25 protein-coding genes are annotated in these 25,695 nt (G+C 61.4%); 23 read left to right on the forward strand and 2 right to left on the reverse strand.

Annotation, left to right across the window (positions count from 1 at the left end; translation table 11 throughout):
* The first annotated feature begins 343 nt into the window (after nucleotides 1–343).
* The 8 genes from AC07WS_RS01750 to AC07WS_RS01785 all read left to right on the forward strand — a co-directional run bounded on the left by AC07WS_RS01750 (nucleotide 344) and on the right by AC07WS_RS01785 (nucleotide 10,054).
* Nucleotides 344–1,381 (forward strand): NAD(P)H-dependent flavin oxidoreductase, encoded by a 1,038-nt coding sequence (locus AC07WS_RS01750; RefSeq protein ID WP_494727432.1) that lies wholly within the window; start codon nucleotides 344–346, stop codon nucleotides 1,379–1,381.
* Nucleotides 1,382–1,410: 29 nt separating this feature from the next.
* Nucleotides 1,411–3,039, forward strand: coding sequence for a GMC family oxidoreductase (locus tag AC07WS_RS01755; RefSeq protein ID WP_494727433.1), 1,629 nt, complete (start codon nucleotides 1,411–1,413; stop codon nucleotides 3,037–3,039).
* 123 nt (nucleotides 3,040–3,162) lie between these two features.
* Nucleotides 3,163–3,933, forward strand: a complete 771-nt coding sequence (locus tag AC07WS_RS01760; protein ID WP_494727434.1) for an ABC transporter ATP-binding protein — start codon at nucleotides 3,163–3,165, stop codon at nucleotides 3,931–3,933.
* Complete coding sequence (locus tag AC07WS_RS01765; RefSeq protein ID WP_494727435.1) at nucleotides 3,933–4,640, forward strand: ABC transporter ATP-binding protein; 708 nt, start codon at nucleotides 3,933–3,935, stop codon at nucleotides 4,638–4,640. Before AC07WS_RS01760 ends, AC07WS_RS01765 begins: the two co-directional genes overlap by 1 nt.
* 52 nt (nucleotides 4,641–4,692) lie before the next feature.
* Nucleotides 4,693–5,901: an ABC transporter substrate-binding protein gene (locus AC07WS_RS01770; protein ID WP_494727436.1), complete on the forward strand. Its 1,209-nt coding sequence runs from the start codon at nucleotides 4,693–4,695 to the stop codon at nucleotides 5,899–5,901.
* 92 nt (nucleotides 5,902–5,993) lie between these two features.
* Nucleotides 5,994–6,878: a branched-chain amino acid ABC transporter permease gene (locus AC07WS_RS01775; RefSeq protein WP_494727437.1), complete on the forward strand. Its 885-nt coding sequence runs from the start codon at nucleotides 5,994–5,996 to the stop codon at nucleotides 6,876–6,878.
* 10 nt (nucleotides 6,879–6,888) lie between these two features.
* On the forward strand, nucleotides 6,889–7,872 hold the full coding sequence (locus AC07WS_RS01780) for a branched-chain amino acid ABC transporter permease (RefSeq protein ID WP_494727438.1): 984 nt from the start codon (nucleotides 6,889–6,891) through the stop codon (nucleotides 7,870–7,872).
* A 121-nt stretch (nucleotides 7,873–7,993) separates the two neighbouring features.
* On the forward strand, nucleotides 7,994–10,054 hold the full coding sequence (locus AC07WS_RS01785; protein ID WP_494727439.1) for a 3-hydroxybutyrate oligomer hydrolase family protein: 2,061 nt from the start codon (nucleotides 7,994–7,996) through the stop codon (nucleotides 10,052–10,054).
* A gap of 3 nt (nucleotides 10,055–10,057) precedes the next feature.
* On the opposite strand, the gene AC07WS_RS01790 is transcribed toward AC07WS_RS01785, so the two are convergent.
* Nucleotides 10,058–11,224 carry an iron-containing alcohol dehydrogenase gene (locus AC07WS_RS01790; protein ID WP_494727440.1) on the reverse strand — a complete coding sequence of 389 codons (1,167 nt, stop codon included), beginning with the start codon at nucleotides 11,222–11,224 and terminating at the stop codon, nucleotides 10,058–10,060.
* Nucleotides 11,225–11,359: 135 nt separating this feature from the next.
* On the opposite strand from AC07WS_RS01790, the gene AC07WS_RS01795 reads away from it, so the two are divergent.
* From AC07WS_RS01795 to AC07WS_RS01860, 14 genes are all read left to right on the forward strand, one after another.
* Nucleotides 11,360–12,124 (forward strand): sulfite exporter TauE/SafE family protein, encoded by a 765-nt coding sequence (locus AC07WS_RS01795; protein ID WP_494728032.1) that lies wholly within the window; start codon nucleotides 11,360–11,362, stop codon nucleotides 12,122–12,124.
* 167 nt (nucleotides 12,125–12,291) lie between these two features.
* Nucleotides 12,292–14,223 (forward strand): tRNA uridine-5-carboxymethylaminomethyl(34) synthesis enzyme MnmG, encoded by a 1,932-nt coding sequence (mnmG, locus tag AC07WS_RS01800; RefSeq protein ID WP_494727441.1) that lies wholly within the window; start codon nucleotides 12,292–12,294, stop codon nucleotides 14,221–14,223.
* A complete protein-coding gene (rsmG, locus tag AC07WS_RS01805) occupies nucleotides 14,220–14,870 on the forward strand; it encodes a 16S rRNA (guanine(527)-N(7))-methyltransferase RsmG (RefSeq protein ID WP_176361574.1) in 651 nt (216 codons plus the stop codon). The genes mnmG and rsmG overlap by 4 nt, the downstream gene beginning before the upstream one ends.
* Nucleotides 14,871–14,981: 111 nt before the next feature.
* Entirely contained in the window at nucleotides 14,982–15,752 is a 771-nt protein-coding gene (locus AC07WS_RS01810) for a ParA family protein (RefSeq protein WP_494727442.1), read from the forward strand.
* Between the two features lie 9 nt (nucleotides 15,753–15,761).
* Nucleotides 15,762–16,649: a ParB/RepB/Spo0J family partition protein gene (locus tag AC07WS_RS01815; protein WP_494727443.1), complete on the forward strand. Its 888-nt coding sequence runs from the start codon at nucleotides 15,762–15,764 to the stop codon at nucleotides 16,647–16,649.
* Between the two features lie 282 nt (nucleotides 16,650–16,931).
* A complete protein-coding gene (locus tag AC07WS_RS01820; RefSeq protein ID WP_494727444.1) occupies nucleotides 16,932–17,297 on the forward strand; it encodes an ATP synthase subunit I in 366 nt (121 codons plus the stop codon).
* A 21-nt stretch (nucleotides 17,298–17,318) separates the two neighbouring features.
* A complete protein-coding gene (gene atpB / locus AC07WS_RS01825; RefSeq protein WP_494727445.1) occupies nucleotides 17,319–18,119 on the forward strand; it encodes a F0F1 ATP synthase subunit A in 801 nt (266 codons plus the stop codon).
* Between the two features lie 62 nt (nucleotides 18,120–18,181).
* On the forward strand, nucleotides 18,182–18,457 hold the full coding sequence (gene atpE / locus AC07WS_RS01830) for a F0F1 ATP synthase subunit C (protein ID WP_008443432.1): 276 nt from the start codon (nucleotides 18,182–18,184) through the stop codon (nucleotides 18,455–18,457).
* Nucleotides 18,458–18,499: 42 nt separating this feature from the next.
* On the forward strand, nucleotides 18,500–18,970 hold the full coding sequence (locus AC07WS_RS01835) for a F0F1 ATP synthase subunit B (protein WP_161095164.1): 471 nt from the start codon (nucleotides 18,500–18,502) through the stop codon (nucleotides 18,968–18,970).
* A gap of 2 nt (nucleotides 18,971–18,972) precedes the next feature.
* Complete coding sequence (locus AC07WS_RS01840; protein ID WP_494727446.1) at nucleotides 18,973–19,518, forward strand: F0F1 ATP synthase subunit delta; 546 nt, start codon at nucleotides 18,973–18,975, stop codon at nucleotides 19,516–19,518.
* Between the two features lie 62 nt (nucleotides 19,519–19,580).
* Entirely contained in the window at nucleotides 19,581–21,122 is a 1,542-nt protein-coding gene (gene atpA, locus AC07WS_RS01845; RefSeq protein WP_494727447.1) for a F0F1 ATP synthase subunit alpha, read from the forward strand.
* Between the two features lie 52 nt (nucleotides 21,123–21,174).
* A complete protein-coding gene (gene atpG, locus AC07WS_RS01850) occupies nucleotides 21,175–22,050 on the forward strand; it encodes a F0F1 ATP synthase subunit gamma (RefSeq protein WP_494727448.1) in 876 nt (291 codons plus the stop codon).
* A 30-nt stretch (nucleotides 22,051–22,080) separates the two neighbouring features.
* Entirely contained in the window at nucleotides 22,081–23,481 is a 1,401-nt protein-coding gene (gene atpD / locus AC07WS_RS01855; protein ID WP_152807971.1) for a F0F1 ATP synthase subunit beta, read from the forward strand.
* Nucleotides 23,482–23,541: 60 nt separating this feature from the next.
* Nucleotides 23,542–23,964, forward strand: a complete 423-nt coding sequence (locus AC07WS_RS01860) for a F0F1 ATP synthase subunit epsilon (RefSeq protein WP_008443442.1) — start codon at nucleotides 23,542–23,544, stop codon at nucleotides 23,962–23,964.
* 72 nt (nucleotides 23,965–24,036) lie between these two features.
* On the opposite strand, the gene cynR is transcribed toward AC07WS_RS01860, so the two are convergent.
* Nucleotides 24,037–24,921 (reverse strand): transcriptional regulator CynR, encoded by an 885-nt coding sequence (gene cynR / locus AC07WS_RS01865; RefSeq protein WP_494727449.1) that lies wholly within the window; start codon nucleotides 24,919–24,921, stop codon nucleotides 24,037–24,039.
* 111 nt (nucleotides 24,922–25,032) lie between these two features.
* Between cynR and AC07WS_RS01870 the strand changes: the two genes are divergently transcribed.
* Nucleotides 25,033–25,695, forward strand: a complete 663-nt coding sequence (locus AC07WS_RS01870; protein ID WP_494727450.1) for a carbonic anhydrase — start codon at nucleotides 25,033–25,035, stop codon at nucleotides 25,693–25,695.

Here is a 25,695-nt window from a genome sequence, read left to right on the forward strand (position 1 = left end):
AAGCAGATGTGGGAGAAATCTTATTTCCGTTTCAGTAGGGTATCGGGCGGTCCAGGCGCTTGCGCCTGTGGTTTTTGGGTTTATGGTTTACTCTAAAGATGTATATATAAAAATAGTAGTAGTTGTTAACGCAGACACTTTTCTGTGGATAAGTGTCCATTTTGGATTAAAATCAGGCGTTTACGGACTGCATAAGCGGGCGGGAAAGCCGTGTATGAGCAAAGAACTGTTTTGGGATAAGAAAAAGCGTCCCCAAAAAATTTTTGTTTACTCACATTTCGTGCCTGTGGATATCCATAGACTTATCCACATGTCGTAAACGCCATTTTTTGCGAGAAATCCGATGAATTTGGCATCAATTTTTCCCCATCCCATCATCCAGGGACCGACAGCCGGCGGCAATAATACGCCCGCGCAGGTGGCTGCGGTCTCCAATGCAGGAGCGCTGGGTTCGCTGGCCTGCTCCCTGCTTTCGCCGGACGTCATCCGCAGCCAGACCGAACAAATCCGCGCCCTGACCGACAAGCCGTTTTGCCTGAATTTCTTTGTTCTGGAGACACCCAAGCCGGCCCCGGAAGAAGTGGCCCGCGCCATGGAATGGCTGAAGCCGATCGCTTCGTCGCTGGGCTGGACGGAGGTGCCGGTGCCCGCCAAATGGTGCGAAGACTTCGCCGCCCAGTTTGAAACGCTGATCGAATTGCGGCCCGCCGTGGCCAGTTTCACCTTCGGCATCCTCAGCGCAGAGCAGATCCGGCGTTTGCACGACGCCGGTATTTTCGTCATCGGCACGATCACCCATGCCGACGAAGCGCTGGCCTGGCAGAGCAGGGGCGCCGATGCGGTGATCGCTTCCGGCACCGAGTCCGGCGGCCATCGCGGCACCTTCATCGGGGCCCAGGAAGACGCCAGGCTGACCACCTTCGAACTGCTGCCGACCATCGTCGAGGCGGTGAATATTCCGGTGATCGCCGCCGGCGGCATCATGGACGGCGCCGATATCAAGCGCGCGCTGGACGGCGGCGCCCAGGCGGTGCAGATGGGCACGGCATTCCTGGTGTGCGACGAGTCGTCCATCAATCCGATTTACAAGCAGCGCTTGCTGACGGCCGGCGATCATCCGACCCGCCTGACGCGCACCTTTTCCGGCCGTTATGCGCGCGGATTGGAGAACCGCTTCATGCTTGAAATGGCTCCGGTGGAAAAACAAATCCCGGCTTATCCGATACAAAATGCGTTGACCGGCGCCATCCGGGCGGAAGCGGGCAAGCGCGGCGAGACGGAACTGATGTCGCTGTGGTGCGGAACCGGCGTCGGCCGTGCGCGGCCGATGCCCGCTGCGCAGCTGGTAAAAACCTTGTTGGCGGAGATAGCCGCCGCCTGACCGGAACACCACTCTTGGAGGAGAAGTTTTTGGAATCAGCAGGCATTTACGATTACATCATTATTGGAGCAGGCTCGGCAGGCTGCGTATTGGCAAACCGCTTGAGCGCGAACAGAAACGCGAATGTCCTGCTGATCGAGGCAGGTGGTAAAGACGATTATGTGTGGATCCATATTCCTGTTGGTTATCTGCATTGCATAGATAATCCGCGTACCGACTGGATGTACCGCACCGAGGCCGATCCCGGCCTGGGCGGGCGCAGCTTGCTTTACCCGCGCGGCAAAGTGCTGGGCGGCAGTTCCTCCATCAACGGCATGATCTACATGCGCGGCCAGGCTGGAGACTATGACCGCTGGGCCGAGTTGACCGGCGACGACAGCTGGCGCTGGTCGTCTGTGCTGCCGCTGTTCAAAAAGAGCGAGGATTATCACGGCGGCGCATCCGAACTGCATGGCGCCGGCGGGCCATGGCGCGTGGAAAAGCAGCGCCTGTCGTGGCAGATACTCGACGCGTTCCGCGACGCGGCAGAGCAGGCCGGCATTCAGAAAGTGGACGACTTCAACCGCGGCGACAATGCCGGTTGCGGCTATTTCGACGTCAATCAAAAACGCGGCATCCGCTGGAACACGTCGAAGGCATTTTTGAAACCGGTGTCGATGCGGCCCAACCTGACCATCATGACCGGCTGCCACGTGGAACGTTTGCAGATCGAAATGGGAGATCGCGGGCCGGTGTGCAAAGGCGTGATTTTCACCGGCGGCGGCACGCGGTTCAGCGCGGCCGCCGGCAAAGAAACCCTGCTGGCGGCTGGCGCCGTTGGTTCTCCGCAGATTCTGCAATGCTCAGGTATCGGCGCCGCCGGCAGCATGCGCCAGCACGGCATCGAGCCGCTGGCCGACTTGCCCGGTGTCGGCGAAAACCTGCAGGACCATCTGCAGCTGCGCATGATTTACAAGCTCGGCGGCGGCGCCCGTACGCTGAACACGATGGCGTCCAGCTGGTACGGCAAGATGAAAATCGGCCTCGAATATGCGATGTTCCAGAGCGGGCCGATGTCGATGGCGCCATCGCAGCTGGGCGCTTTTGCGCGCTCCGATTCCGCGCAGGCCACGCCGAATCTGCAGTATCACGTGCAGCCGCTGTCGCTGGAAAAGTTCGGCGAACCGTTGCACGCCTTCCCCGCGTTCACCGCCAGCGTTTGCAATCTGCGGCCGACTTCGCGCGGCCATGTGCGCATCGCCAGCGCCGATTCGTACGCGCCGCCCAAGATTTCACCGATGTATTTGAGCACGCCCGAAGACCGCAAAGTCGCCGCCGACGCGTTGACTTTGACGCGCCGGATCGTCGCCGCGCCGGCATTGAAACGCTATGCGCCGGAAGAGTACAAGCCGGGCATCCATTACCGCACCGAGGAAGAACTGGCGGCCGCCGCGGGCTTGATCGGCACCACGATTTTCCATCCGGTCGGCACTTGCAAAATGGGCCGCATCGCTGATCGAACCGCCGTCGTGGACAGCGCCTTGCGTGTAATTGGCGTACAAGGATTGCGCGTGGTCGACGCTTCCGTCATGCCGTTTATCACGTCGGGAAATACCAATTCGCCGACGATTATGATCGCGGAGAAAGCTTCAGAACTGATTCGTTCAGAGTGGAAATGAAACCCTGTGTTCGCTAGGTCTAAATCAAAAGCGGACCGTAGTTATACTGTATTGTTAGCCAATTTGTTACTGTGTATGATTTAAAAAAATTTAGTAGTTTGAAAAGAATAACAAGGAGACAGGATGTCCGGCGTTATCTTGGAAACAAAGCACTTGACCAAGGAATTCAAAGGTTTTACCGCGGTCAATGATGTGAATTTGAAAGTGCAGCGCGGCCACATCCACGCGCTGATCGGCCCCAATGGCGCCGGTAAAACCACATGCTTCAATTTGCTCACCAAGTTTCTGGTGCCCACCTCCGGCCAGATTCTTTTCAACGGCAAGGACATCACCGCCGCCAAGCCGGCGCAGATCGCCCGCATGGGCGTGATCCGTTCCTTCCAGATTTCCGCAGTCTTTCCGCACCTGACGGTGCTGCAGAATGTCCGCATCGGACTGCAGCGCCAGCTCGGCACCAGCTTCAATTTTTGGCAGAGCGAACGGTCGCTGAACAAGCTGAACGACCGCGCCATGCAGCTGCTTGCCGAGGTCGACCTGACCGAGTTCGCCGACACCATCACCGTCGATATGCCTTATGGCCGCAAGCGCGCTTTGGAAATCGCCACCACGCTGGCGATGGAACCGGAGCTGATGCTGCTGGACGAACCGACCCAGGGCATGGGCCACGAAGACGTGCACCGCGTGACGGAGCTGATCAAAAAAGTGTCGTCCGGCCGCACCATTCTGATGGTCGAACACAATATGAAAGTAGTGTCCGGCATCTGCGACAAGATTTCCGTTTTGCAGCGCGGCGCGATGCTGGCGGAAGGCACGTACGCCGAAGTTTCAAGTAATCCGCAAGTGATGGAAGCCTATATGGGCACCGAAGCCGCAGTGCTGGAAGGAGCCCACTGATGGCCGCCGCTCTGGAAATCTCCAACCTGCAAACCTGGTATGGCGAATCGCACATCCTGCACGACGTGAACCTGAAAGTGCAGCCGGGCGAAGTGGTGACGCTGCTGGGCCGCAACGGCGCCGGCCGCACCACCACGCTGCGCGCGATCATGGGCCTGACCGGCGCGCGCAAGGGGTCGATCAAGGTCAACGGCGTGGAAGCGATCGGTTTTCCGACGCATAAGATCGCCCACCTCGGCATCGGCTATTGCCCGGAAGAGCGCGGCATTTTCTCGTCGCTGTCGACCGAGGAAAACCTGATGCTGCCGCCGCAACTGGCGACCGGCGAGAAGGGCATGTCGGTCGAGGAAATCTACGCGATGTTCCCCAACCTGGAAGAGCGCAAGCACAGCCAGGGCACGCGGCTGTCCGGCGGCGAGCAGCAGATGCTGGCGGTGGCGCGCATCCTGCGCACCGGCGCGCGCCTGCTGCTGCTCGATGAAATCTCCGAAGGCCTGGCGCCGGTCATCGTGCAGGGCCTGGCGCGGATGATCACCACGCTCAAGGCCAAGGGCTACACCATCGTCATGGTGGAACAGAATTTCCGGTTTGCCGCGCCGCTGGCGGATCGGTTTTATGTGATGGAACACGGTCAGATCGTCGAGACCTTTGTTGCATCGGAATTGAGCGCCAAGATGCCGGTCCTGACCGAGCTTCTGGGTGTCTGAGTAAGTGTACAAAAAATAGACCAGCACTACTTCTTGAACCAACGGAGACAAAATGAAACTCAAAGCCATCACCATCGCAGCCACCGCCGTGTGCGCACTCGGCCTGTCCTTTGCTGCCCAAGCCCAGGTTTCCGGCGACACCATCAAGATCGGCATGATCACCGACATGTCCGGCCTGTACACGGACATCGACGGCGCCGGCGGTGCCGAAGCAATCAAGATGGCGATTGCCGACGCCGGCGTGGTCATCGCCGGTAAAAAGGTCGAGTTCATCTCCGCCGACCACCAGAACAAGGCCGACATCGCCGCCTCCAAGGCGCGCGAGTGGTTCGACCAGCAGGGCGTCGACATGCTGATCGGCGGCACCAATTCGGGCGCCAACCTGGCCATGGCCAAGGTCGCGGCCGAGAAGAAAAAAGTGTTCATCTCGATCGGCGCCGGTTCGGCCCGCCTGACCAACGAGGAATGCACGCCGTACACGATCCACTACGCCTACGACACCATCGCGCTGGCGCGCGGCACCGGCGGCGCCATCGTCAAGCAGGGCGGCAAGAGCTGGTACTTCATGACCGCCGACTACGCCTTCGGCCAGTCGCTGGAAAAAGACACGGCCGACGTGGTGAAAGCCAACGGCGGCAAGGTGCTGGGCGCGGTCAAGCATCCGCTGTCGGCGTCGGACTTCTCGTCCTTCCTGCTGCAGGCGCAATCGTCGGGCGCGCAGATCCTGGGCCTGGCCAACGCCGGCGGCGACGCGATCAACTCGATCAAGGCCGCCAACGAGTTCGGCATCACCAAGAAGATGAAGCTGGCGGGCTTGCTGATCTTCATCAACGACGTGCACTCGCTGGGCCTGAACCTGACCCAGGGCATGTACCTGACCGATGGCTGGTACTGGGATGCGAATGCCGACACCCGCGCCTGGTCGCAGCGCTACTTCGCCAAAATGAAGAAGGAACCGTCGATGCTGCAGGCGGCCGACTACTCGGCGGCGGCCAACTACCTGAAGGCGGTCAAGGCCGTGGGCAGCGACGATACCGACAAGGTCATGGCCTACCTGAAGGCCAACAAGATCAACGACATGTTCGCCAAGAACGGCGTGATCCGTCCGGACGGCCGCATGGTCCACGATATGTACCTGATGGAAGTGAAGAAGCCGTCGGAATCGAAATATCCATGGGACTACTACAAGGTCGTGGCCACCATTCCGGGCGACCAGGCTTACGCCACCAAGGCGGAAACCAAATGCTCCCTGTGGAAATAAGCTGAGTTGCACACAGGCCGGGCGCCCTTGCCCGGCCTTTTTCTGGTGTCACGCCGCACCGTCCGGGACGGCGATCTTTATATTGTGATCTCATGGAAATATTCGGCTACCCCTTGCCCATGATTATGAGCCAGCTGATGCTTGGCCTGGTCAACGGCTCCTTCTATGCCATGCTGTCGCTCGGCCTGGCGGTGATCTTCGGCCTGCTGAACGTGATTAATTTCTCGCACGGCGCGCTGTATATGATGGGCGCGTTTGTCGCCTGGATGGGCATGGCCTACCTCGGCCTGAACTACTGGGTGATGCTGGTGCTGGCGCCGCTGATCGTCGGCGTGTTCGGCATCGTCATCGAAAAAACCATGCTGCGCTGGCTCTACAAGCTGGACCACCTTTACGGCCTGCTGCTGACCTTTGGCATCACGCTGCTGGTGGAGGGCGTGTTCCGCTCGTTCTACGGCGTGTCCGGCCAGCCCTTCCAGGTGCCGGAGACGCTGGCCGGGGCGACCGACCTCGGCTTCATGGTGCTGCCGAATTATCGCGCCTGGGTGGTGGTGGCGTCGCTGGCCGTGTGCCTGTCGACCTGGTTCGTCATCGAGAAGACCAAACTGGGCGCCTACCTGCGCGCCGGCACCGAGAATCCCAAGCTGGTCGAAGCGTTCGGTATCAACGTGCCGCTGATGGTCACGCTCACCTACGGCTTCGGCGTCGCTTTGGCGGGCTTTGCAGGGGTGCTGGCGGCCCCGGTGATCCAGGTGCAGCCCCTGATGGGTCAGAACCTGATTATCGTCGTATTCGCCGTTGTAGTGATCGGTGGCATGGGGTCGATCATGGGCTCCATCCTGACCGGCCTCGGCCTGGGCGTGATCGAGGGCCTGACCAAGGTGTTCTACCCCGAGTTCTCGTCGACGGTGGTGTTCCTGGTGATGGTCGTCGTGTTGCTGATCCGTCCAGCCGGCTTGTTCGGCAAAGAAAAATAAGAGGCCGCAGATGAATAAAAACCTAGGTTATCTCGTCGCCTTCGCGATCGCGCTGGCGGCGCCGTTTGTCGGCTATCCGGTGTTCCTGGCCAAGCTGCTGTGCTTTGCGCTGTTCGCCAGCGCCTTCAACCTGCTGATCGGCTTCACCGGCCTGCTGTCGTTCGGCCATGCGGCCTTCTTCGGCGCCGCCGGCTACGTGGCCGGCAACGCGATGAAGGTGTGGGGCTGGCCGGTCGAGCTGGGCCTGCTGGCCGGCGTCGCCGCAGGCGCCTTCATCGGCCTGGTGATGGGTGCGCTGGCGATTCGCCGCCAGGGCATCTATTTCTCGATGATCACGCTGGCGCTGGCGCAGATGGTGTACTTCGGCGCGCTGCGCGCCGGCGAGTTCACCGGCGGCGAGGACGGCCTGCAGGGTGTTCCACGTGGAAAACTGCTGGGCCTGATCGACCTGACGAACGACACCGCGCTGTACTTCTTCGTGCTGGGCATCGCGGTGCTGGCCTTCATGCTGATCGTGCGCACCGTGCATTCGCCGTTCGGCCAGGTGCTGAAGGCGATCAAGGAGAACGAGCCGCGCGCGATTTCGCTGGGCTACGATGTGGACAAGTACAAGCTGCTGGCCTTCGTGCTGTCGGCCGCGCTGGCCGGCCTGGCGGGCGCGTCCAACATGCTGGTGCAGGGTTTCGAAACGCTGACCGACGTCCACTGGAGCATGTCCGGCCTGGTGATCCTGATGACCCTGGTGGGCGGCATGGGCACGCTGGCCGGGCCGATGCTGGGCGCCATCCTCATCATCGCGCTGGAGAACAAACTGGGCGATTTCGGCATCTTCATGGTCTCGCACACCGGCATCGAATGGTTCAACACCATCGGCGAAGCGGTCAACATGGTGATCGGCTTTATCTTCATCGTTTGCGTGCTGTTGTTCCGGCGCGGCATAGTCGGCGAGATCGTCGCCAAGTACGCCGTCGGCGGCGGCAAAAAAGCAGCTTGATGCAGCACACGCGCCGGACGTTCTGTCCGGCGTTTTTATTTCACCGGTAGTACATTTCGTCTGGCCGCCGGCCGGAATGGGAGTAGTCCGTCCGTAACTTTTTATCGACATAGAGGATGACATGCACATCAAGAAAATCACGCTGGCGCTGGCCGGCATTGCGCTGACCGCCTGCGGCGCCAACGAGCACGACGCGGCCGAGGATTTGAACGTGCTGCCGGCGTATCTGGGCACCATCAGCAGCAAGACCTACGACGGCACCACCGACGACCTGCTGACCGCCGGCCTGGGCGCGACCGGCCTGGCCGCCGCCACCGCGCCGGCGTATGCCGATCCGTCCAATCCCACGGCCACCGAGCTGCGGCGCAACGCCATCTATGCCAACTACCGTGCCGTGCTCGACATCAACGTCAACAGCGGCTACGGCACGCTGTACGGCCCCAATGTGGATGCCAGGGGCACGATCGGTTCGGGGCAGGGCATGATTGCCGGCACCGAGTACATCGCCTATTCCGACGACGGCACGGGCAACCAGAACGTGACCTTGATGGTGCAGATCCCGAGCGGCTTCGACATCAACAACCCCTGCATCGTCACCGGCACGTCGAGCGGATCGCGCGGCGTGTACGGCGCCATCGGCAGCGCCGGCGAGTGGGGCCTGAAGAACAACTGCGCCGTGGCGTATGCCGACAAGGGCAGCGGCACCGGCCTCTACACCTTCGACGACGACAGCGTGAACCTGCAGAACGGCGTGCGTTCCACCCGCGCCGCGGCCGGCAAGAACGCCATGTTCGCGCCGGCGCTGAGCGATGCCGACCGCGCCGTGTTCGCCGCATCATCGCCTGGGCGCGTCGCCTTCAAGCACGCGCACTCGCAGCAGAATCCGGAAAAGGACTGGGGCAAGTTCACCCTGCAATCGCTGGAATTCGCCTTCTACGTGCTCAACGAAAAGTACGGCGTGCTGGCCAAGGATAACAAGAGCCACATCGTGCGCCTGACGCCGAAGAACACGGTGACCATCGCCTCCAGCATCTCCAACGGCGCCGGCTCGGCCCTGCTGGCTGCGGAACAGGACACCAAGGGCCTGATCGGCGGCGTGGCGGCCACCGAGCCGCAGGTGCAGCCCAAGACCGCCACCGGCTACACGGTGCGCCAGGGCGGCGTCAACGTGACAGGGCAGGGCAAGGCGCTGTTCGACTACTCGACGTTTGCGGCGCTGTACCAGCCCTGCATCGCCTCCACCGCCGCCGCGCCCGGCCGTTGCACGGCGCTGGCCGCCAAAGGCCTGCTGACCGGCATCGACCTGCCGTCGCAGCAGGCGGACGCCAAGGCCCGGCTGAAGGCCTACGGCTGGCTGGCCGATTCCGACATCTTGCAGGCGGCGCACGCTGGCACCAACATCCTGGTGGCGGTGACGTATGCCAACGCCTACGGCAAATTCTCGGTGACGGACAAGGTGTGCGGATTCTCGTTCGCGCCAACCGACGCGACCGGTTCGCCGCTGGCCTTTACGGCCGCGCAAAAGGCCAGCAGTTTCGCCACGCAAAACGGCATCGTCGGCAGCGTGGTGTACGAAAATTCGGTGGGCGGCGCCAAGGCCTACAACTTCGGCGTGTCGCCGAGCAGCAGCCTGGCGGACCAGTCGCTGGACGGCTTCTTGTGTTTGCGTTCGCTGGCGACGGGCGTCGACCCGGTGACCGGTGGCGCCCTGAGCGGGACGTTGTCGGCGCAGAGCGCGCGCGTGAAGGCGGGCATGGCCGAGGTGGCGGCGACTGGCAATCTGCACGGCAAGCCGGCCATCATCGTGCAGGGACGCAGCGATACGCTGATCCCGGTGAACTTCGCCTCACGCGCCTACGTGGGCTTGAACGCGTCGGCGGAGGGCACGTCCAGCAAGCTGCGCTACATCGAGGTGACCAACGCCAACCACTTCGATTCCTTCACCAACGCGCTGCCGGCCAACATCGTGCCGCTGCACGTCTACCTGTTCCGTGCGCTCGATGCGATGCTGGCCAATCTGCGCAGTTCCGCGACACCGCTGCCGCCGTCGCAGCTGGTGCGTACCGTTCCGCGCGCCGACAACACCACGCCGATCACCGTGGTCAACGTGCCGCCCATCGCGGCCGCGCCTGGCGCCAACGCGATCGCGGTCAGCGGCACCACGGTCGATGTGCCCAACTAAGGGCTACAAGGCCGCCGCGTAGATCGCCCTCGCATCGTCGCGCGTGACGGTGCGGGGGTTATTCCCCAACAAGCGGGTCTGGAGCATGGCGTCGTCCGCCAGCCGGTCCAGATCCGTTTCCCTGATGCCCACCTGCTGCAACGTCCGCTCTATCCCCGTGATGATGGCTATTTGTTGCATCGCAACAACCAACGCCTCCGCCCTCGCCTCAACGCTGCCGCTGGCCTGAGGCACGACGATCTCCGCCAGTTCCGCATACAGCGCGGCCGCCTCCGGTGCGTTGAAGCGCAGCACATGCGGCAGCACCAGCGAATTCGACAAGCCATGCGGCACGTGGAATATCCCGCCTATCGGATACGCCAGCGCATGCACCGCCGCCACCGGTGCGTTGGAGAACGCCTGCCCGGCCAGCATCGCGCCCAGCAGCATGGCCTGGCGCGCGGCCAGGTCGCCGCCGTTTTCGCAGGCGCGGATCAGGTTGGCGGACAGCAGGCCCAGCGCCTTGCGCGCAAAGATGTCGGACAGCGGGTTCTTTTTGTGGCGGCTGGTGTAGGCCTCGATGGCGTGCACCATCGCGTCGATGCCGGTCGCGGCGGTGACCATGGGCGGCAGACCGAGTGTCAGCTCGGCGTCCAGCAATGCAAGATCGGCATAGAGTTGCGGCGCGACGACGCCCATTTTTGTGGTAGCTCCGGTGGTGACGATGGCAATGTTGGTCACCTCCGATCCTGTGCCGGCGGTGGTTGGAATCTGCACCAAGGGCAACCGCGCGCCCAGCACATTGCCGATGCCGTAGATGGCGCTGAGCGGCTGGTCGCTGCCGGCCAGCACGGCGATCAGCTTGGCGACGTCCATCGAGCTGCCGCCGCCGAGGCCGATGACGATGTCGGCCCGGTGCTTGCGGGCGGCCGCCACGGCATCCAGCACCACCGCTTCCGGCGGGTCCGCCACCACGTTGGAGTAGGTCGCCACCGCCAGGCCGGCGGCCCGCAGGCTGGCGGCCGGTGCTTCGACTAGACCGGTTCCGAGGAAGCCGGGATCGGTGACGAGCAGGGCGCGCCTGGCCGCCGGAAAGCGCTGGACGATATGTTCGCCGAGTCGGCCGGCGGCGCCGAGCTTGGAAACGATATGGGCGACGGTGCTGAAGGCGAACGCTGGGAAGTCGGTCATGGCGGTTCCAGGTTGGTGGATTTCACGTGAAGCTTACCTGATTTGTGCCTGCCCCGGGCCATGCAGGATGCGCATGAGCCGCATCGAATTTCTTCCGTACAATGTAGCCTTTGCATGGTTGAGGATGGCAAGGCGATGGTCGATTATCTGGTGTTGGGTGTGGCGGCGTTCGGTGCGGGTCTGGTGGACGCGGTGGTGGGGGGCGGGGGACTGATACAACTTCCGGCCATGTTCTCGGTGTTTCCCAACATGGCGCCCGCCACGCTGATCGGCACCAACAAGCTGGCCAGCATCTTTGGCACCAGCGTCGCGGCGGTCAGCTACGCGCGGCGGGTCGCGATCGCCTGGTCGGTGGCCACGCCGGCCGCCCTGGCTGCGCTGGTCTTTGCCTTCCTCGGCGCCTACACCGTGACCAAGGTCTCGGCCGATTTCATGCGTCTGCTGCTGCCGGTCGTGCTGGTGGCGGTCGCCATCTACACCTTCGCCAAGAAGGACTTCGGCAGCGTCCACGCGCCCGTGCACTCGGGCGCCAGGGAGCAGACGCTGGCGCTGCTGATCGGCGCCGGCATCGGCTTCTACGACGGCTTCTTCGGCCCCGGCACCGGCAGCTTCCTGGTGTTTCTGTTCGTGCGCATCTTCGGCTTCGACTTCCTCGGCGCCTCGGCCGTGGCCAAGGTCGTCAACGTGGCGTGCAATTTCGCCGCGCTGATCTGGTTCGGCTACAGCGGCCACCTGATCTGGCAACTGGGCGCAACCATGGCGGTGGCCCAGATCGCCGGCTCCATCATCGGCTCGCGTATGGCGATGAAGCACGGCAGCGGCTTCGTGCGCAAATTGTTCCTGGTCGTGGTGACGATATTGATCCTGAAAACTGGCCACGATGCATGGTTGCGTTGGTGACACTGTTTCACGTGGAACAAAAAGAGGGCTCTTATCGGGAACGATAAGGGCCCTTTTTCAATGTTTCACGTGGAACAATCCAACGATATTTTTTTGCTTAAAAAAGTCGCAGCAGCAAAAAGACTCTATAATCTGACCTTGATCCCTTCGCTTTAACCAATTCCAACATGCTATTTCCTACAAAATTCGACGTCATCGTCGTCGGTGGTGGTCACGCCGGCACCGAGGCCGCCCTCGCTTCGGCCCGCATGGGCCAGAAGACTCTGCTGCTCACGCATAACATTGAGACGCTGGGCCAGATGTCGTGCAATCCCTCCATCGGCGGCATCGGCAAAGGCCACCTGGTCAAGGAAGTCGACGCCATGGGCGGCGCCATGGCCATCGCCACCGATGAGTCGGGCATCCAGTTCCGTATCCTGAATTCGTCCAAAGGCCCGGCCGTGCGCGCCACCCGTGCCCAGGCCGACCGCATCCTGTACAAGCAGGCCATCCGTTCGCGCCTGGAAAACCAGCCCAACCTGTGGCTGTTCCAGCAGGCCGTGGACGACCTGATGGTGGAGGGCGAGCGCGTGATTGGCGCCGTCACCCAGATCGGCCTGCAGTTCCTGGCGCCGGCCGTGGTGCTGACCGCCGGCACTTTCCTGGACGGCAAGATCCACGTCGGCCTGCAGAACTACTCGGCCGGCCGCGCCGGCGATCCGCCGGCCATCTCGCTGTCTGCCCGCCTGAAGGAACTGAAGCTGCCGCAAGGCCGCCTGAAGACCGGCACGCCGCCGCGCATCGACGGCCGCAGCATCGACTTCTCGCTGATGACCGAACAGCCCGGCGACCTCGATCCGGTGCCGGTATTCTCGGTGATGGGCAACGCCGCCATGCACCCCGAGCAGATGCCGTGCTGGGTTACGCACACCAACACCCAGACCCACGACATCATCCGTGCCGGCCTGGACCGCAGCCCGATGTACACCGGCGTCATCGAAGGCGTCGGCCCGCGCTACTGCCCGTCGATCGAAGACAAGATCCACCGCTTCTCGGCCAAGGAATCGCACCAGATTTTCCTGGAGCCGGAAGGCCTGACGACCAACGAATTCTATCCAAACGGCATCTCCACCAGCCTGCCGTTCGACGTGCAAATCAACCTGGTGCGCTCGATGAAGGGCATGGAAAACGCCCACATCCTGCGCCCCGGCTATGCCATCGAATACGATTATTTCGACCCGCGCGGCCTCAAGGCCTCGCTGGAAACCAAGGCCATCGGCGGCCTGTACTTCGCCGGCCAGATCAACGGCACCACCGGCTACGAGGAAGCGGCCGCGCAGGGCATGCTGGCCGGCATCAACGCCGCGCTGCAAACCCAGGGCCGCGAAGCCTGGACGCCGGCCCGTTCCGAAGCCTACCTGGGCGTGATGGTCGACGACCTGGTCACGCAGGGCGTGATGGAGCCGTACCGCATGTTCACCAGCCGCGCCGAGTACCGCCTGAGCCTGCGAGAAGACAACGCCGACATGCGCCTGACCGAGATCGGCCGCAAGCTGGGCTGCGTCGGCGACGCCCAGTGGGAAGCCTTCGAGACCAAGCGCGAAGCCGTCGCCCGCGAGCTGGAGCGCCTGCGTTCCACGTGGGTGAATCCGCGCATCCTGGAGGCGGCCGAATCCGAGCGCGTCATCGGCCAGGCGATCGAGCGCGAGTACTCGCTGGCCAATCTGCTGGCCCGTCCCGGCGTCGATTACGGCAAGCTGATGAGCCTGTCCGGCATCGACGGCCGCGAGCTGGCCGGCCCCGGCGTGAGCGACGAAGCGGTGCGCGAACAGGTGGAAATCCAGCTCAAATATTCGGGCTATATCGACCGCCAGACCAAGGAAGTCGAGCGCCACGAGCACTACGAAAACCTGAAATTGCCGGAAGGTTTCAGCTACCTGGACATCACCGCGCTGTCGGTGGAAGTGCGCCAGAAGCTGCACGCGCAGCGCCCGGAAACGCTGGGCCAGGCATCGCGCATCTCCGGCGTGACGCCGGCGGCGATCTCGCTGCTGCTGGTGCACCTGAAGAAGGCCGGTTTCGGCGGTTTTTTGAATCAAAAAGATGAGGCTGTTCAATGAAGGTGTTTGACCGTGTAGCCATTGCGGATGTTTTAAAACAAGGTATCAACAGTCTGAAGCTGGACCTCGGCGACGATCAGGTGGAGAAATTGCTGGACTACCTGGCGCTGCTGAACAAGTGGAACGCGGTGTACAACCTGACCTCGGTGCGCGATCCGATGCAGATGGTCACCCTGCACGTGCTCGATTCGCTGGCGGCGGTGCCCGCCTTCGCCGGCGCGCAGAACGTGCTGGACGTGGGGGCAGGGGGCGGCTTGCCGGGCATGGTGCTGGCGATCAGCCGTCCGGACATGAAGGTGTCGATGATCGACACGGTGCACAAGAAGACCGCCTTCCTGAACCAGGTGAAGGCGGAGCTGGGCCTGGCCAACGTGACGGTGTACACCAAGCGCGTGGAGCAGCTGGAAGTGAAGACCAAGTTCGATGTCATCACCTCGCGGGCGTTTGCCGACCTGTCCGACTTCGTCAACTGGTCCGGGCACCTGCTGCAGGAGGGCGGGCGATTCATCGCCCTGAAAGGGACGGCGCCGGCGGAGGAGCGGGAGCGGCTGCCGGAGCCATGGAAAGTGCAGAAACTGGAACCTTTGGAAGTGCCGGGGCTGGACGCGGAGCGCCACCTGGTCTTCATTCAAGCCGAAACCAAGTAAATGATTTATACGATATAAATGGTTTATACCGTTTATTCTGTATAAACAGTATAAATCGTTTATATCGTTTTAATAGTATAAATAATTAAGAAGCACAACACAAAGAAATACATGGCGAAAATTTTTTGCGTAGCGAATCAAAAGGGTGGTGTGGGGAAAACCACCACGACGGTAAACCTGGCCGCCGGATTGGCAAAGCTGGGCCAGCGGGTATTGCTGGTCGACCTGGACCCGCAAGGCAACGCCACGATGGGCGCGGGCATCAACAAGGCGGGCCTGCCTGCATCGACCTATGAGGTGATGCTGGGCGAATCCGACGTGGCCACCGCGCGCCAGCGTTCGGAGCCGGGACAGTTCGACGTCCTGCCCTCCAACCGCGAGCTGGCCGGCGCCGAGGTGGAGATGGTCTCGCTGGACAACCGCGAGCGCCGCCTGAAGGATGCGCTGGCCCTGGTCGACAAGGAGTACGACTTCATCCTGATCGACTGCCCGCCCGCGCTGTCGATGCTGACCCTGAACGGCCTGTGCGCCGCGCACGGCGTCATCATCCCGATGCAGTGCGAGTACTACGCGCTGGAAGGGCTGTCCGACTTGGTCAACACGATCAAGAAGGTGCACGCCAACCTGAACCCGGACCTGAAGATCATCGGCCTGCTGCGCGTGATGTTCGATCCGCGCATGACGCTGTCGCAGCAAGTATCGGCCCAGCTGGAGCAGCACTTCGGCGACAAGGTCTTCAAAACCATCATCCCCCGCAACGTGCGCCTGGCCGAAGCGCCGTCGTACGGCCTGCCGGGCGTCACCTTCGATCCATCCTCCAAGGGAGCGCAGGCGTACATCGCCTTCGGCGCCGAGATGGTCAAGCGCATCAAGAAAATGTAAGGCAATCACATGGCAACCAAAAAACTCAAAGGCCTGGGTCGCGGCCTGGAAGCGCTGCTCGGCGGCGACGGCGACATCACCACCCCGGACGCGAACACGCCGTCCGAACTGCCGGTCGCGCAGATGCAGGCCGGCAAGTACCAGCCGCGCACCCGGATGGACGAGGGCGGCCTGCAGGAGCTGGCCGCATCGATCAAGACCCAGGGCATCATGCAGCCCATCCTGGTCCGCCCGGTCGGCACCGACAAGCTGACCGGCGCCACCAAGTACGAGATCATCGCCGGCGAACGCCGCTTCCGCGCCGCGCAAATCGCCGGCCTGGAAGTGCTCCCTGTTTTGGTGCGCGACGTCGACGACCAGGCCGCCGCCGCGATGGCCCTGATCGAGAACATGCAGCGCGAGGATTTGAATCCGCTGGAAGAGGCGCAGGGCATCCACCGCCTGATCACCGACTTCAGTTTCACGCACGAGCAGGCGGCCACGGCCGTGGGCCGTTCGCGCAGCGCCGTCTCCAACCTGCTGCGCCTGATGAACCTGGCCAACGCGGTCCAGACCATGCTGATGGCCGGCGACATCGACATGGGCCACGCGCGCGCCTTGCTGTCGGTCGACGCCGCGACCCAGATCAACCTGGCCAACATGGTCATCGCCAAACGGTTATCCGTGCGTGAAACTGAAAAGTTGGTGGCAAAAACGCTGGAAGATCAAAAAGCGCCGCCGGCCGAAGCGCGTCAAAAAGAGAAATCCGGCGACATCGTCCGCCTGGAAGAAGAATTGTCGGACAAGCTGGCCACGCCGGTCGTATTCAAGATGGGCAGCAAGGGCCGCGGCCAGATGATCATCGCCTTCGCCGACCTCGACATCCTCGACGGCGTCCTGGCCCGCCTGCGCGCCTAATAAAATTGGGGTCAAGTCTGACATTCGGACACGGCCTCTGCCGTAACGACAGTCTACGGCCGAGTTCGTGTCCGAATGTCAGACTTGACCCCAAAATTCTCCTGAAAAACGAAAACGCTTAACTGGTTCCAACTTGGTGCAACCGGCGCGGAATTGTTTATAAAAGCGTCGCTTTCGTGCACCAATTGCTCTGCTGCGGTGCAGCAATGTTTGACGTGATACAGTAAAGACACATATAATCCCGTGTCTTTGGGTTTTATCGGCTTTTCGGGAGCTCGCCAGATGAATGATTCGACGAGTATTTCCAAGCCGATTTTTAAAGTCGTCGCCCTCCAGTTAGCTATCGCCACTGGATTCGCCTTGCTCGCCTGGAACTTGGGCGGAGTGCTCAAAGCTTGGTCGGCCGCCTATGGCGGAGCAATCGCAGTCATCGGGAGTCTGATGTACGCGATGATTGTTGCGGGCGGAACAAATGACGCCAAAAAAGCTTTCCGGTCGCATGTACGCGCCGAAGTTGTAAAAATATTTATCACGGTAGTGCTGTTTGTGTTGGCACTGGCGCTGTTTCAGTCGGCCTCTTGGTTATGGCTGATCTTGGGTTTCGCGGTGGCAACCTTAGCTTATTGGTTTTCACTGCTCGCAATTTAATCACCAAAATCTACTACTTTTATGACCACAGAAAACGCTGTAGGGGCACACGAAGCGCCCACCTCCATCGAGTACATTCAGCACCACCTGTCGCATCTGAAGTCTGCGGATGGCGCCTTTAACCTGGACACGTTCTGGGTTTCGGCCATTCTGGGCTTGATTTTCCTCGGTGTGTTCTACCTGGCCTCGCGCCGCGCGACCGCCGGCGTGCCGGGCAAGCTGCAAAACTTCGTCGAAGCCGTCATGGAGCTGGTCAACGAAGTCGTCAATTCCGCATTCCACGCCAAGAGCAAGGTCATCGCGCCGCTGGCCATCACGATCTTCTGCTGGGTTTGGCTGATGAACGCGATGGACTTCCTGCCGGTCGATCTGCTGCCTAAGCTGCTTGGCTACGCTGGCGTCCACAAGCTGCGCGTCGTGCCGACCGCGGACGTCAACCACACTTTCGGCATGTCGTTCGGCGTCATGCTGTGCATTATTGGTTTCTCGATCAAAGCCAAAGGTCTCGGCGGCTGGGGTAAAGAGTTGCTGACCGCGCCGTTCCACGCCCATGGCTTCATGGCTGTCGTGCTGGCCCCGGTCAACTTCATCTTCCAGATGATCGAGTTGCTGGCCAAGCCACTGTCGCTGTCGCTGCGACTCTTCGGCAATATGTATGCCGGCGAGCTGCTGTTCATTCTGATCGCTCTGCTGCCATGGTGGGCGCAGTGGCTGCTGGGTGGTCCTTGGGTTATCTTCCACATCCTGGTGGTGACCCTGCAAGCGTTTGTGTTTATGGCGTTGACTGTCGTGTACCTGAGCCTCGCGGTTGAGAAGCACTAAGCAACAAAATCGTTTTTAACTTTCAGTATCGTAGTCTTTTTTAAAATCTTAGGAGAAATTCAATGCAAGCTCTGATCGCACAAGTACAAAGCATGACCGTTCTGGCAGCCGCTATCATCATCGGCCTGGCCGCTATCGGCACCGCACTCGGTTTCGCAATTCTGGGCGGCAAATTCCTGGAAGCTTCGGCTCGTCAACCAGAACTGATGCCACAACTGCAAACCAAGCTGTTCGTTATCGCCGGTCTGCTGGATGCGATCTCGATGATCGGCGTCGGCGTTGCCCTGCTGTACACCTTCAGCAACCCGTTCCTGGCAGCTGTTCTGGCGGCACATTAATTCGCTCCCTTCTAGGAGAAACTTTTAGTTAGGAGCAAAGGTATGGACATCAATATGTCTCTCATCGGTCAGATGATCACCTTCGCGGTGTTGGTCTGGGTTTCGATGAAGTTCGTATTTCCTTCGCTGAATGCAGCGTTGGATGAGCGTGCCAAGCGTATCGCTGACGGTCTGGCTGCGGCCGACCAGGGCCAGCAGGCGATGGTCGTTGCTGAGAAGCGCGCCAGCGAAGCGCTGGCTGGTGCACGCGAAGAAGCTTCGCAACGCGTTGCCGACGCTGAAAAGCGCGCGCAACTGGTGGCGGAAGAAATCAAAGCAAATGCACAAGCTGAAGCCGACCGCATCATTGCGCAAGCCAAGGCCGACGCCGATCAGCAAGTGGCCAAGGCGCGCGAAGCGCTGCGCGCTCAGGTGGCTGACCTGGCTGTGAAGGGCGCCGAGCAAATCCTCAAGCGCGAAGTCAACGCCTCGGCCCACGCCGATCTGTTGTCGCGCCTGTCTGTCGAGCTGTAATCATGGCAGAAAACGCAACCGTCGCCCGTCCCTACGCGGAAGCTTTGTTCCGCGTAGCCCAAGCAGGTAAGGAATCGTTCAACCTCGCGGCGTGGTCCGAACTGGTGGCCGAACTGGCCCAGATCGGTGCCCACCCCGAGGTGCAAGCATTCGCCCGCAACCCGAAAGCTTCGGCTAGCGATGTGAGCGCCGCCATCACGGCACTGGTCAAGTCGCCGCTGAACACGGAAGCGAAAAACTTCCTGGCGATGCTGGTCGACAACGGCCGCATCAGTCTGCTGCCGGAAATCGGCGCGCAATTCCAGGCGTTGAAAAACGCCCAGGAAGGTGCGGCAGACGCCGACATCACCAGCGCCTTCGACCTGAGCTCGGCTCAAGTGAGCGAGCTGGTCGCCACGCTGGAAAAGAAATTCAGCCGCAAGCTGAACCCGGTTGTCACCGTGGACCCAGCGTTGATCGGTGGCGTGCGCGTGGTCGTTGGCGATGAAGTGCTGGACACTTCGGTACGCGCCAAGCTGCAGCAAATGCGTGTCGCACTGGTCGCATAAGCGTCGCTTAGAACAGATTCTTCATCTCGCGCAAGCTGAGAGAAACACTTTTAGGAGTTAGTATGCAACTCAACCCATCTGAAATCAGCGAGCTGATCAAGAGCCGTATCCAAGGCCTTGATGGCGGCGCTGAAGTACGCAACCAAGGCACGGTTATTTCCGTCGCCGACGGTATCGTCCGCATCCACGGCCTGTCCGAAGTGATGCAGGGCGAAATGCTGGAATTCCCTGGTAACACCTTCGGCCTGGCGATGAACCTGGAGCGTGACTCCGTCGGCGCCGTGATCCTGGGTGCTTACGAGCACATCTCCGAAGGCGACACGGTCAAGTGCACCGGCCGCATCCTGGAAGTGCCGGTCGGTCCTGAACTGCGTGGCCGCGTGGTCAACGCCCTGGGCCAGCCGATCGACGGCAAAGGCGCCATCGACGCCAAGCTGACCTCGCCAATCGAAAAGATCGCTCCAGGCGTTATCGCCCGTGAGTCCGTCTCGCAGCCTATGCAGACCGGTCTGAAGTCGATCGACGCGATGGTACCAATTGGCCGCGGCCAGCGCGAGCTGATCATCGGCGACCGTCAAACCGGTAAGTCCGCCGTGGCGGTTGATGCGATCATCAACCAAAAAGGCCAGGGCATGACCTGCATCTACGTGGCTATCGGTCAGAAAGCCTCGACGATCAAGAACATCGTGCGTTCGCTGGAACAGCACGGCGCGATGGAGTACACCATCGTTGTGGCCGCATCGGCCGCCGAATCGGCAGCGATGCAGTACATCTCGGCCTACTCGGGCTGCACCATGGGCGAATACTTCCGCGACCGCGGCGAAGACGCGCTGATCGTGTACGACGACCTGTCCAAGCAAGCCGTGGCCTACCGTCAGATTTCCCTGCTGCTGCGCCGCCCACCAGGCCGCGAAGCCTACCCAGGCGACGTGTTCTACCTGCACTCCCGTCTGCTGGAACGCGCAGCACGCGTCAACGCCGACTACGTCGAAGCCTTCACCGGCGGCGCAGTCAAGGGCAAGACCGGCTCGCTGACCGCACTGCCTATCATTGAAACCCAGGCGGGCGACGTTTCGGCGTTCGTGCCAACCAACGTGATTTCGATCACCGACGGTCAGATCTTCCTGGAAACCTCGCTGTTCAACTCGGGCATCCGTCCTGCGATCAACGCCGGTATCTCGGTGTCGCGCGTCGGTGGCGCCGCTCAGACCAAGGTCATCAAAAACCTGTCCGGCGGTATCCGTACCGACTTGGCGCAGTACCGTGAACTGGCTGCGTTCGCGCAGTTCGCTTCCGACCTGGACGAATCGACCCGCAAGCAGCTGGACCGCGGCGCCCGCGTGACCGAACTGCTGAAGCAGGCTCAGTACTCGCCACTGTCGATCTCCATGATGGCCGCTTCGCTGTTCGCAGTGAACAAGGGCTACCTGGACGACGTGCCGGTCAAGAAAGTGCTGCCGTTCGAAGCTGGTCTGCATGCATACCTGAAGACCAAGCAAGCTGACCTGATGTCCAAGATTGAATCGTCGAAGCAACTGGACAAAGATGGCGAAGCAACGCTGTCGGCGGCCATTGCTGACTTCAAAAAATCCGGCGCATTTTAAGCACAACGGCGCCCCGCGAGGGGCGCCTTACGCGCAGAAGGAGTAAGGACTCATGGCAGTAGGCAAAGAGATACGTGGCAAGATCAAGAGCGTAGAGAATACGAAGAAGATCACCAAGGCGATGGAAATGGTCGCCGCATCGAAAATGCGCAAAGCGCAGGATCGCATGCGCGCCGCCCGTCCCTACAGTGAAAAGATTCGCAATATCGCCGCTAATCTGGCTACCGCTAACCCGGAATACACCCACCCGTTCCTGGCTGAAGAGCAGCAGGACAAGGCGAAGGCCATAGGCTTCGTGATCGTCACCACCGACAAAGGTCTGTGCGGCGGCATGAACACCAACATCCTGCGCATGGTGACGGCCAAAACCCGGGAGCTGGAAGCAGCCGGCAACAAGATTGCCGCGGTAGCCATCGGTAACAAAGGTTTGGGCTTTTTGAATCGCGTAGGCGTCCCTGTCGTTGCGCAAGTAACGCAGATCGGCGATACGCCGCACCTGGAAAAACTGATCGGGCCGGTCAAGGTCATGTTGGAGAAGTTCCAGAACGGCGAGATCGACGCAGTCTACCTGTGCTACACCAAGTTCATTAACACGATGAAGCAAGAGCCGGTAGTGGAGCAGTTGCTGCCACTGCCAGCGGCCAAGACGCAGGCTGACGCAGGTAATCACAACTGGGATTACATCTACGAGCCAGACGCTGCGACCGTGATTGATGAGCTGCTGGAGCGCTATGTAGAAGCGCTGGTGTACCAGTCCGTGGCGGAAAACCTGGCGTCCGAGCAATCGGCGCGCATGGTGGCGATGAAATCGGCAAGCGACAACGCCGGTAACGTGATCGGCGAATTGAAGCTGATTTACAACAAGACCCGTCAAGCTGCGATTACCAAAGAACTCTCCGAAATCGTCGCCGGTGCGGCAGCGGTTTAAACGAATTTAACTATATTTGAAGGAACGAACATGGCTGATGGCAAAATCGTTCAGTGTATCGGCGCTGTGGTGGACGTAGAGTTTCCACGCAACGCGATGCCTAAGGTATTTGATGCCTTGAAAATGGAAGGCTCCGAGCTGACCCTGGAAGTACAACAACAGCTGGGCGACGGCGTGGTCCGTACCATTGCTCTGGGCTCGTCGGACGGTCTGCGTCGCGGCATGATGATCCAGAACACCGGCAAGCCGATCATGGTGCCAGTGGGTAAAGCTACCCTGGGTCGCATCATGGACGTGCTGGGCAACCCGATCGACGAATGCGGCCCGGTCGCTCACGACCAGATCGCCTCGATCCACCGCACTCCTCCTGCCTACGACGAACTGTCGCCATCGCAGGATCTGCTGGAAACCGGCATCAAGGTGATCGACCTGGTTTGCCCGTTCGCCAAGGGCGGTAAGGTCGGTCTGTTCGGCGGTGCAGGTGTGGGCAAGACCGTGAACATGATGGAACTGATCAACAACATCGCCAAAGCGCACTCGGGTCTGTCCGTGTTCGCCGGCGTTGGTGAGCGTACCCGCGAAGGTAACGACTTCTACCACGAAATGGCTGACGCCAAAGTGGTCGACCTGGAAAACCCGGCCAACTCCAAAGTGGCCATGGTCTACGGTCAGATGAACGAACCACCAGGCAACCGTCTGCGCGTCGCGCTGACCGGCCTGACCATCGCGGAATCGTTCCGTGACGAAGGCAAGGACGTGCTGTTCTTCGTCGATAACATCTACCGCTTCACGCTGGCCGGTACCGAAGTGTCCGCACTGCTGGGCCGTATGCCTTCCGCAGTGGGTTACCAGCCTACCCTGGCCGAAGAAATGGGCCGTCTGCAAGAGCGCATCACCTCGACCAAGACCGGTTCGATCACCTCGATCCAGGCCGTCTACGTTCCAGCGGATGACTTGACCGACCCATCGCCAGCGACCACCTTCGGTCACCTGGATTCGACCGTCGTGCTGTCGCGTGACATCGCCTCGCTGGGTATCTACCCTGCGGTGGACCCGCTGGACTCGACCTCGCGCCAGCTGGACCCGCTGGTCGTCGGCCAGGAGCACTACGACACCGCGCGCGCCGTTCAGGGCACCCTGCAGCGCTACAAGGAACTGCGCGACATCATCGCGATTCTGGGCATGGACGAACTGGCGCCGGAAGACAAGCTGCTGGTGGCACGCGCACGTAAGATGCAGCGTTTCCTGTCGCAGCCGTTCCACGTTGCTGAAGTGTTTACCGGTTCGCCAGGTAAATACGTTTCGCTGAAAGACACGATCAAGGGCTTCAAAATGATCGCTTCCGGCGAACTCGATCACCTGCCAGAACAAGCGTTCTACATGGTTGGCACGATCGACGAAGCAATCGAAAAAGCCAAGAAACTCAACTAATCGTTGAGCTTTGAGCGCGGCCCTGTGCAAGCGGGGCCGCATCACACCGACAGGACACACATGGCAAACACTATTCACGTTGACGTGGTTTCCGCCGAGGAGTTGATCTACTCGGGCGAAGCCGAATTCGTCGCGTTGCCGGGCGAGCAGGGCGAGCTGGGGATCTATCCCAAGCACACGCCGCTGATCACCCGCATCCGTCCGGGCGCGGTGCGCATCCAGGTACCAGGTCAAGCCGAGGAAGAATTTGTCTTCGTCGCGGGCGGCCTGCTGGAAGTGCAGCCGGGCGCCGTGACGGTGCTGGCGGATACCGCGATTCGCGGCAAGGATCTGGACGAGGCCAAAGCGGCCGCGGCCAAGAAACGTGCCGAAGAAGCGCTGGCGAACAACACCTCCGGGATCGACTACGCGAAAGCGCAAGCCGAACTGGCGGCGGCCATCGGCCAGCTGGCGGCGATCGCCAAACTGCGCGCCAAGCACTAAGCAACGCACAGCATCACAGGCAGCCTACTGCCTCTGCGGCCCGGTCGAGTTTTCGACCGGGCCGTTTTCATTTCAGGCCTCCGCGACCATGGCCGCCAGCAGTTCCGCGAAGGCGGTGGCGGCCGCGCTTTGGTAGGCGCCTTTGCGGCTCAGCAGCGCGACGCCGCGATGCGCGAAGGCCGGCGTCAGCGCTATCGCCTGCAGCGCCTCGTGCTCGCGCGCGATGGCGTCCGGCAGTATCGTCGCGATGCTGCCCCGCCGAACAATCTCGACTATCCCGCTGATCGTGTTGGCTTCCACGGCTATCCTCGGCCGTATGCCCTGCGCCTGGAAATACGCATCCACATGCATGCGGGTGGCGAAGTCGGCGGTCAACAGCGCCAGCGGCGCGGCCGCCAGGTCGGCCGGTGCGATGCCGTCCGCGCGCGCGGCGAACGGATGGCCCGCGCCCACCACCACGCTGAGCTTCTCGATGAACAGCGCGCGGCAATCGAGCTCCGCCGAGCGCACCGAGCTGAAGGCGATGGCCAGATCGACCTCATCCTCGGCCAGCGCGGATTCGATCGCGTCCAGCGCCATCTCGCGGATGTCGATGGCGATGCCGGGATGGCGGGCGTTGAAGCGCTCGATCACCGGCCCCACCAGATAGGCGGTGAACGTCGGCGTCATCGCCAGCCGCAGCACGCCGCGCGACAGGTCGTGGACGTCGTGGATGGCGCGCTGTCCCGCTTGAAGTTCCCGCAACGCCCTGCGCGCGTATTCGATATAAGCTGTTCCGGCGTCGGTCGGCCGCACCGTCCGCCCGGTACGGTCCAGCAGCTGCGCGCCCAGCGACTCCTCAAGCTGCCGGATCTGCTGCGACAAGGTCGGCTGCGACACATGCAGCACCTCGGCCGCGCGGGTGAAATTCTTGTGCTCCACCACGGCGAGCAGGTAGCGGATATGGCGTAGTTGCATGGCTTGAAACTATAGGCATTGGTTATGGACTTCATTGTATATGAGTCTTGGACGTAATAGCTCCGCCGCCTCATCATGACGTCACTGCCTCATCACACAAGGAGAAACGCCATGAAGTCCATCGTCGACGGAGTCATCAAGTTCCAACAGCACGCCTTCCCCGCGCTGTCGTCGCTGTTCAAGGAGCTGGCCACCACCCAAAGCCCGAGCGCGCTGTTCATCACCTGTTCGGACAGCCGCGTCGTGCCGGAGCTGCTGACCCAGCAGGATCCCGGCGACATCTTCGTCATCCGCAATGCCGGCAATATCGTGCCTTCCTACAGCTCCGAACCGGGCGGCGTGACTGCCACGGTCGAGTACGCAGTCGCGGTGCTGGGCGTGACCGATATCGTCGTCTGCGGCCACTCGGACTGCGGCGCGATGACGGCCATCTCCAGCTGCAAATGCCTGGATCACTTGCCGGCCGTCGCCAGCTGGCTGCGTCATGCGGACTCGGCCAAGGTGGTCAATGCCTCGCGCACCCATGTCTCGCCGGCCGCGCGGCTCAACTCCATGGTGCGCGAAAACGTCATCGCCCAGCTGGTCAACATCCGCACCCATCCCTCGGTGGCGCTGGCGCTGGAGCAGGGCCGCCTGAACCTGCACGGCTGGGTCTACGACATCGAAACAGGTTCCATCGTGGCGCTGGACGGCGAGACCAACAGCTTCGTCTCGCTGGCCGACCATCCACACACCCAGGCGACGCAAGCGAAGCACGGCGCCCTGGCCGCTTAA

This window comes from Duganella sp. GW821-FHT01E12 (assembly GCF_059422325.1).

Coding starts and splice junctions, on each gene's coding strand:
- AC07WS_RS01750 (WP_494727432.1), top strand. CDS start 344: ATGAATTTGGCATCAATTTTTCCCCATCCCATCATCCAGGGACCGACA.
- AC07WS_RS01760 (WP_494727434.1), top strand. CDS start 3,163: ATGTCCGGCGTTATCTTGGAAACAAAGCACTTGACCAAGGAATTCAAA.
- AC07WS_RS01765 (WP_494727435.1), top strand. CDS start 3,933: ATGGCCGCCGCTCTGGAAATCTCCAACCTGCAAACCTGGTATGGCGAA.
- AC07WS_RS01770 (WP_494727436.1), top strand. CDS start 4,693: ATGAAACTCAAAGCCATCACCATCGCAGCCACCGCCGTGTGCGCACTC.
- AC07WS_RS01775 (WP_494727437.1), top strand. CDS start 5,994: ATGGAAATATTCGGCTACCCCTTGCCCATGATTATGAGCCAGCTGATG.
- AC07WS_RS01780 (WP_494727438.1), top strand. CDS start 6,889: ATGAATAAAAACCTAGGTTATCTCGTCGCCTTCGCGATCGCGCTGGCG.
- AC07WS_RS01785 (WP_494727439.1), top strand. CDS start 7,994: ATGCACATCAAGAAAATCACGCTGGCGCTGGCCGGCATTGCGCTGACC.
- AC07WS_RS01790 (WP_494727440.1), bottom strand. CDS start 11,224: ATGACCGACTTCCCAGCGTTCGCCTTCAGCACCGTCGCCCATATCGTT.
- AC07WS_RS01795 (WP_494728032.1), top strand. CDS start 11,360: ATGGTCGATTATCTGGTGTTGGGTGTGGCGGCGTTCGGTGCGGGTCTG.
- mnmG (WP_494727441.1), top strand. CDS start 12,292: ATGCTATTTCCTACAAAATTCGACGTCATCGTCGTCGGTGGTGGTCAC.
- rsmG (WP_176361574.1), top strand. CDS start 14,220: ATGAAGGTGTTTGACCGTGTAGCCATTGCGGATGTTTTAAAACAAGGT.
- AC07WS_RS01810 (WP_494727442.1), top strand. CDS start 14,982: ATGGCGAAAATTTTTTGCGTAGCGAATCAAAAGGGTGGTGTGGGGAAA.
- AC07WS_RS01815 (WP_494727443.1), top strand. CDS start 15,762: ATGGCAACCAAAAAACTCAAAGGCCTGGGTCGCGGCCTGGAAGCGCTG.
- AC07WS_RS01820 (WP_494727444.1), top strand. CDS start 16,932: ATGAATGATTCGACGAGTATTTCCAAGCCGATTTTTAAAGTCGTCGCC.
- atpB (WP_494727445.1), top strand. CDS start 17,319: ATGACCACAGAAAACGCTGTAGGGGCACACGAAGCGCCCACCTCCATC.
- atpE (WP_008443432.1), top strand. CDS start 18,182: ATGCAAGCTCTGATCGCACAAGTACAAAGCATGACCGTTCTGGCAGCC.
- AC07WS_RS01835 (WP_161095164.1), top strand. CDS start 18,500: ATGGACATCAATATGTCTCTCATCGGTCAGATGATCACCTTCGCGGTG.
- AC07WS_RS01840 (WP_494727446.1), top strand. CDS start 18,973: ATGGCAGAAAACGCAACCGTCGCCCGTCCCTACGCGGAAGCTTTGTTC.
- atpA (WP_494727447.1), top strand. CDS start 19,581: ATGCAACTCAACCCATCTGAAATCAGCGAGCTGATCAAGAGCCGTATC.
- atpG (WP_494727448.1), top strand. CDS start 21,175: ATGGCAGTAGGCAAAGAGATACGTGGCAAGATCAAGAGCGTAGAGAAT.
- atpD (WP_152807971.1), top strand. CDS start 22,081: ATGGCTGATGGCAAAATCGTTCAGTGTATCGGCGCTGTGGTGGACGTA.
- AC07WS_RS01860 (WP_008443442.1), top strand. CDS start 23,542: ATGGCAAACACTATTCACGTTGACGTGGTTTCCGCCGAGGAGTTGATC.
- cynR (WP_494727449.1), bottom strand. CDS start 24,921: ATGCAACTACGCCATATCCGCTACCTGCTCGCCGTGGTGGAGCACAAG.
- AC07WS_RS01870 (WP_494727450.1), top strand. CDS start 25,033: ATGAAGTCCATCGTCGACGGAGTCATCAAGTTCCAACAGCACGCCTTC.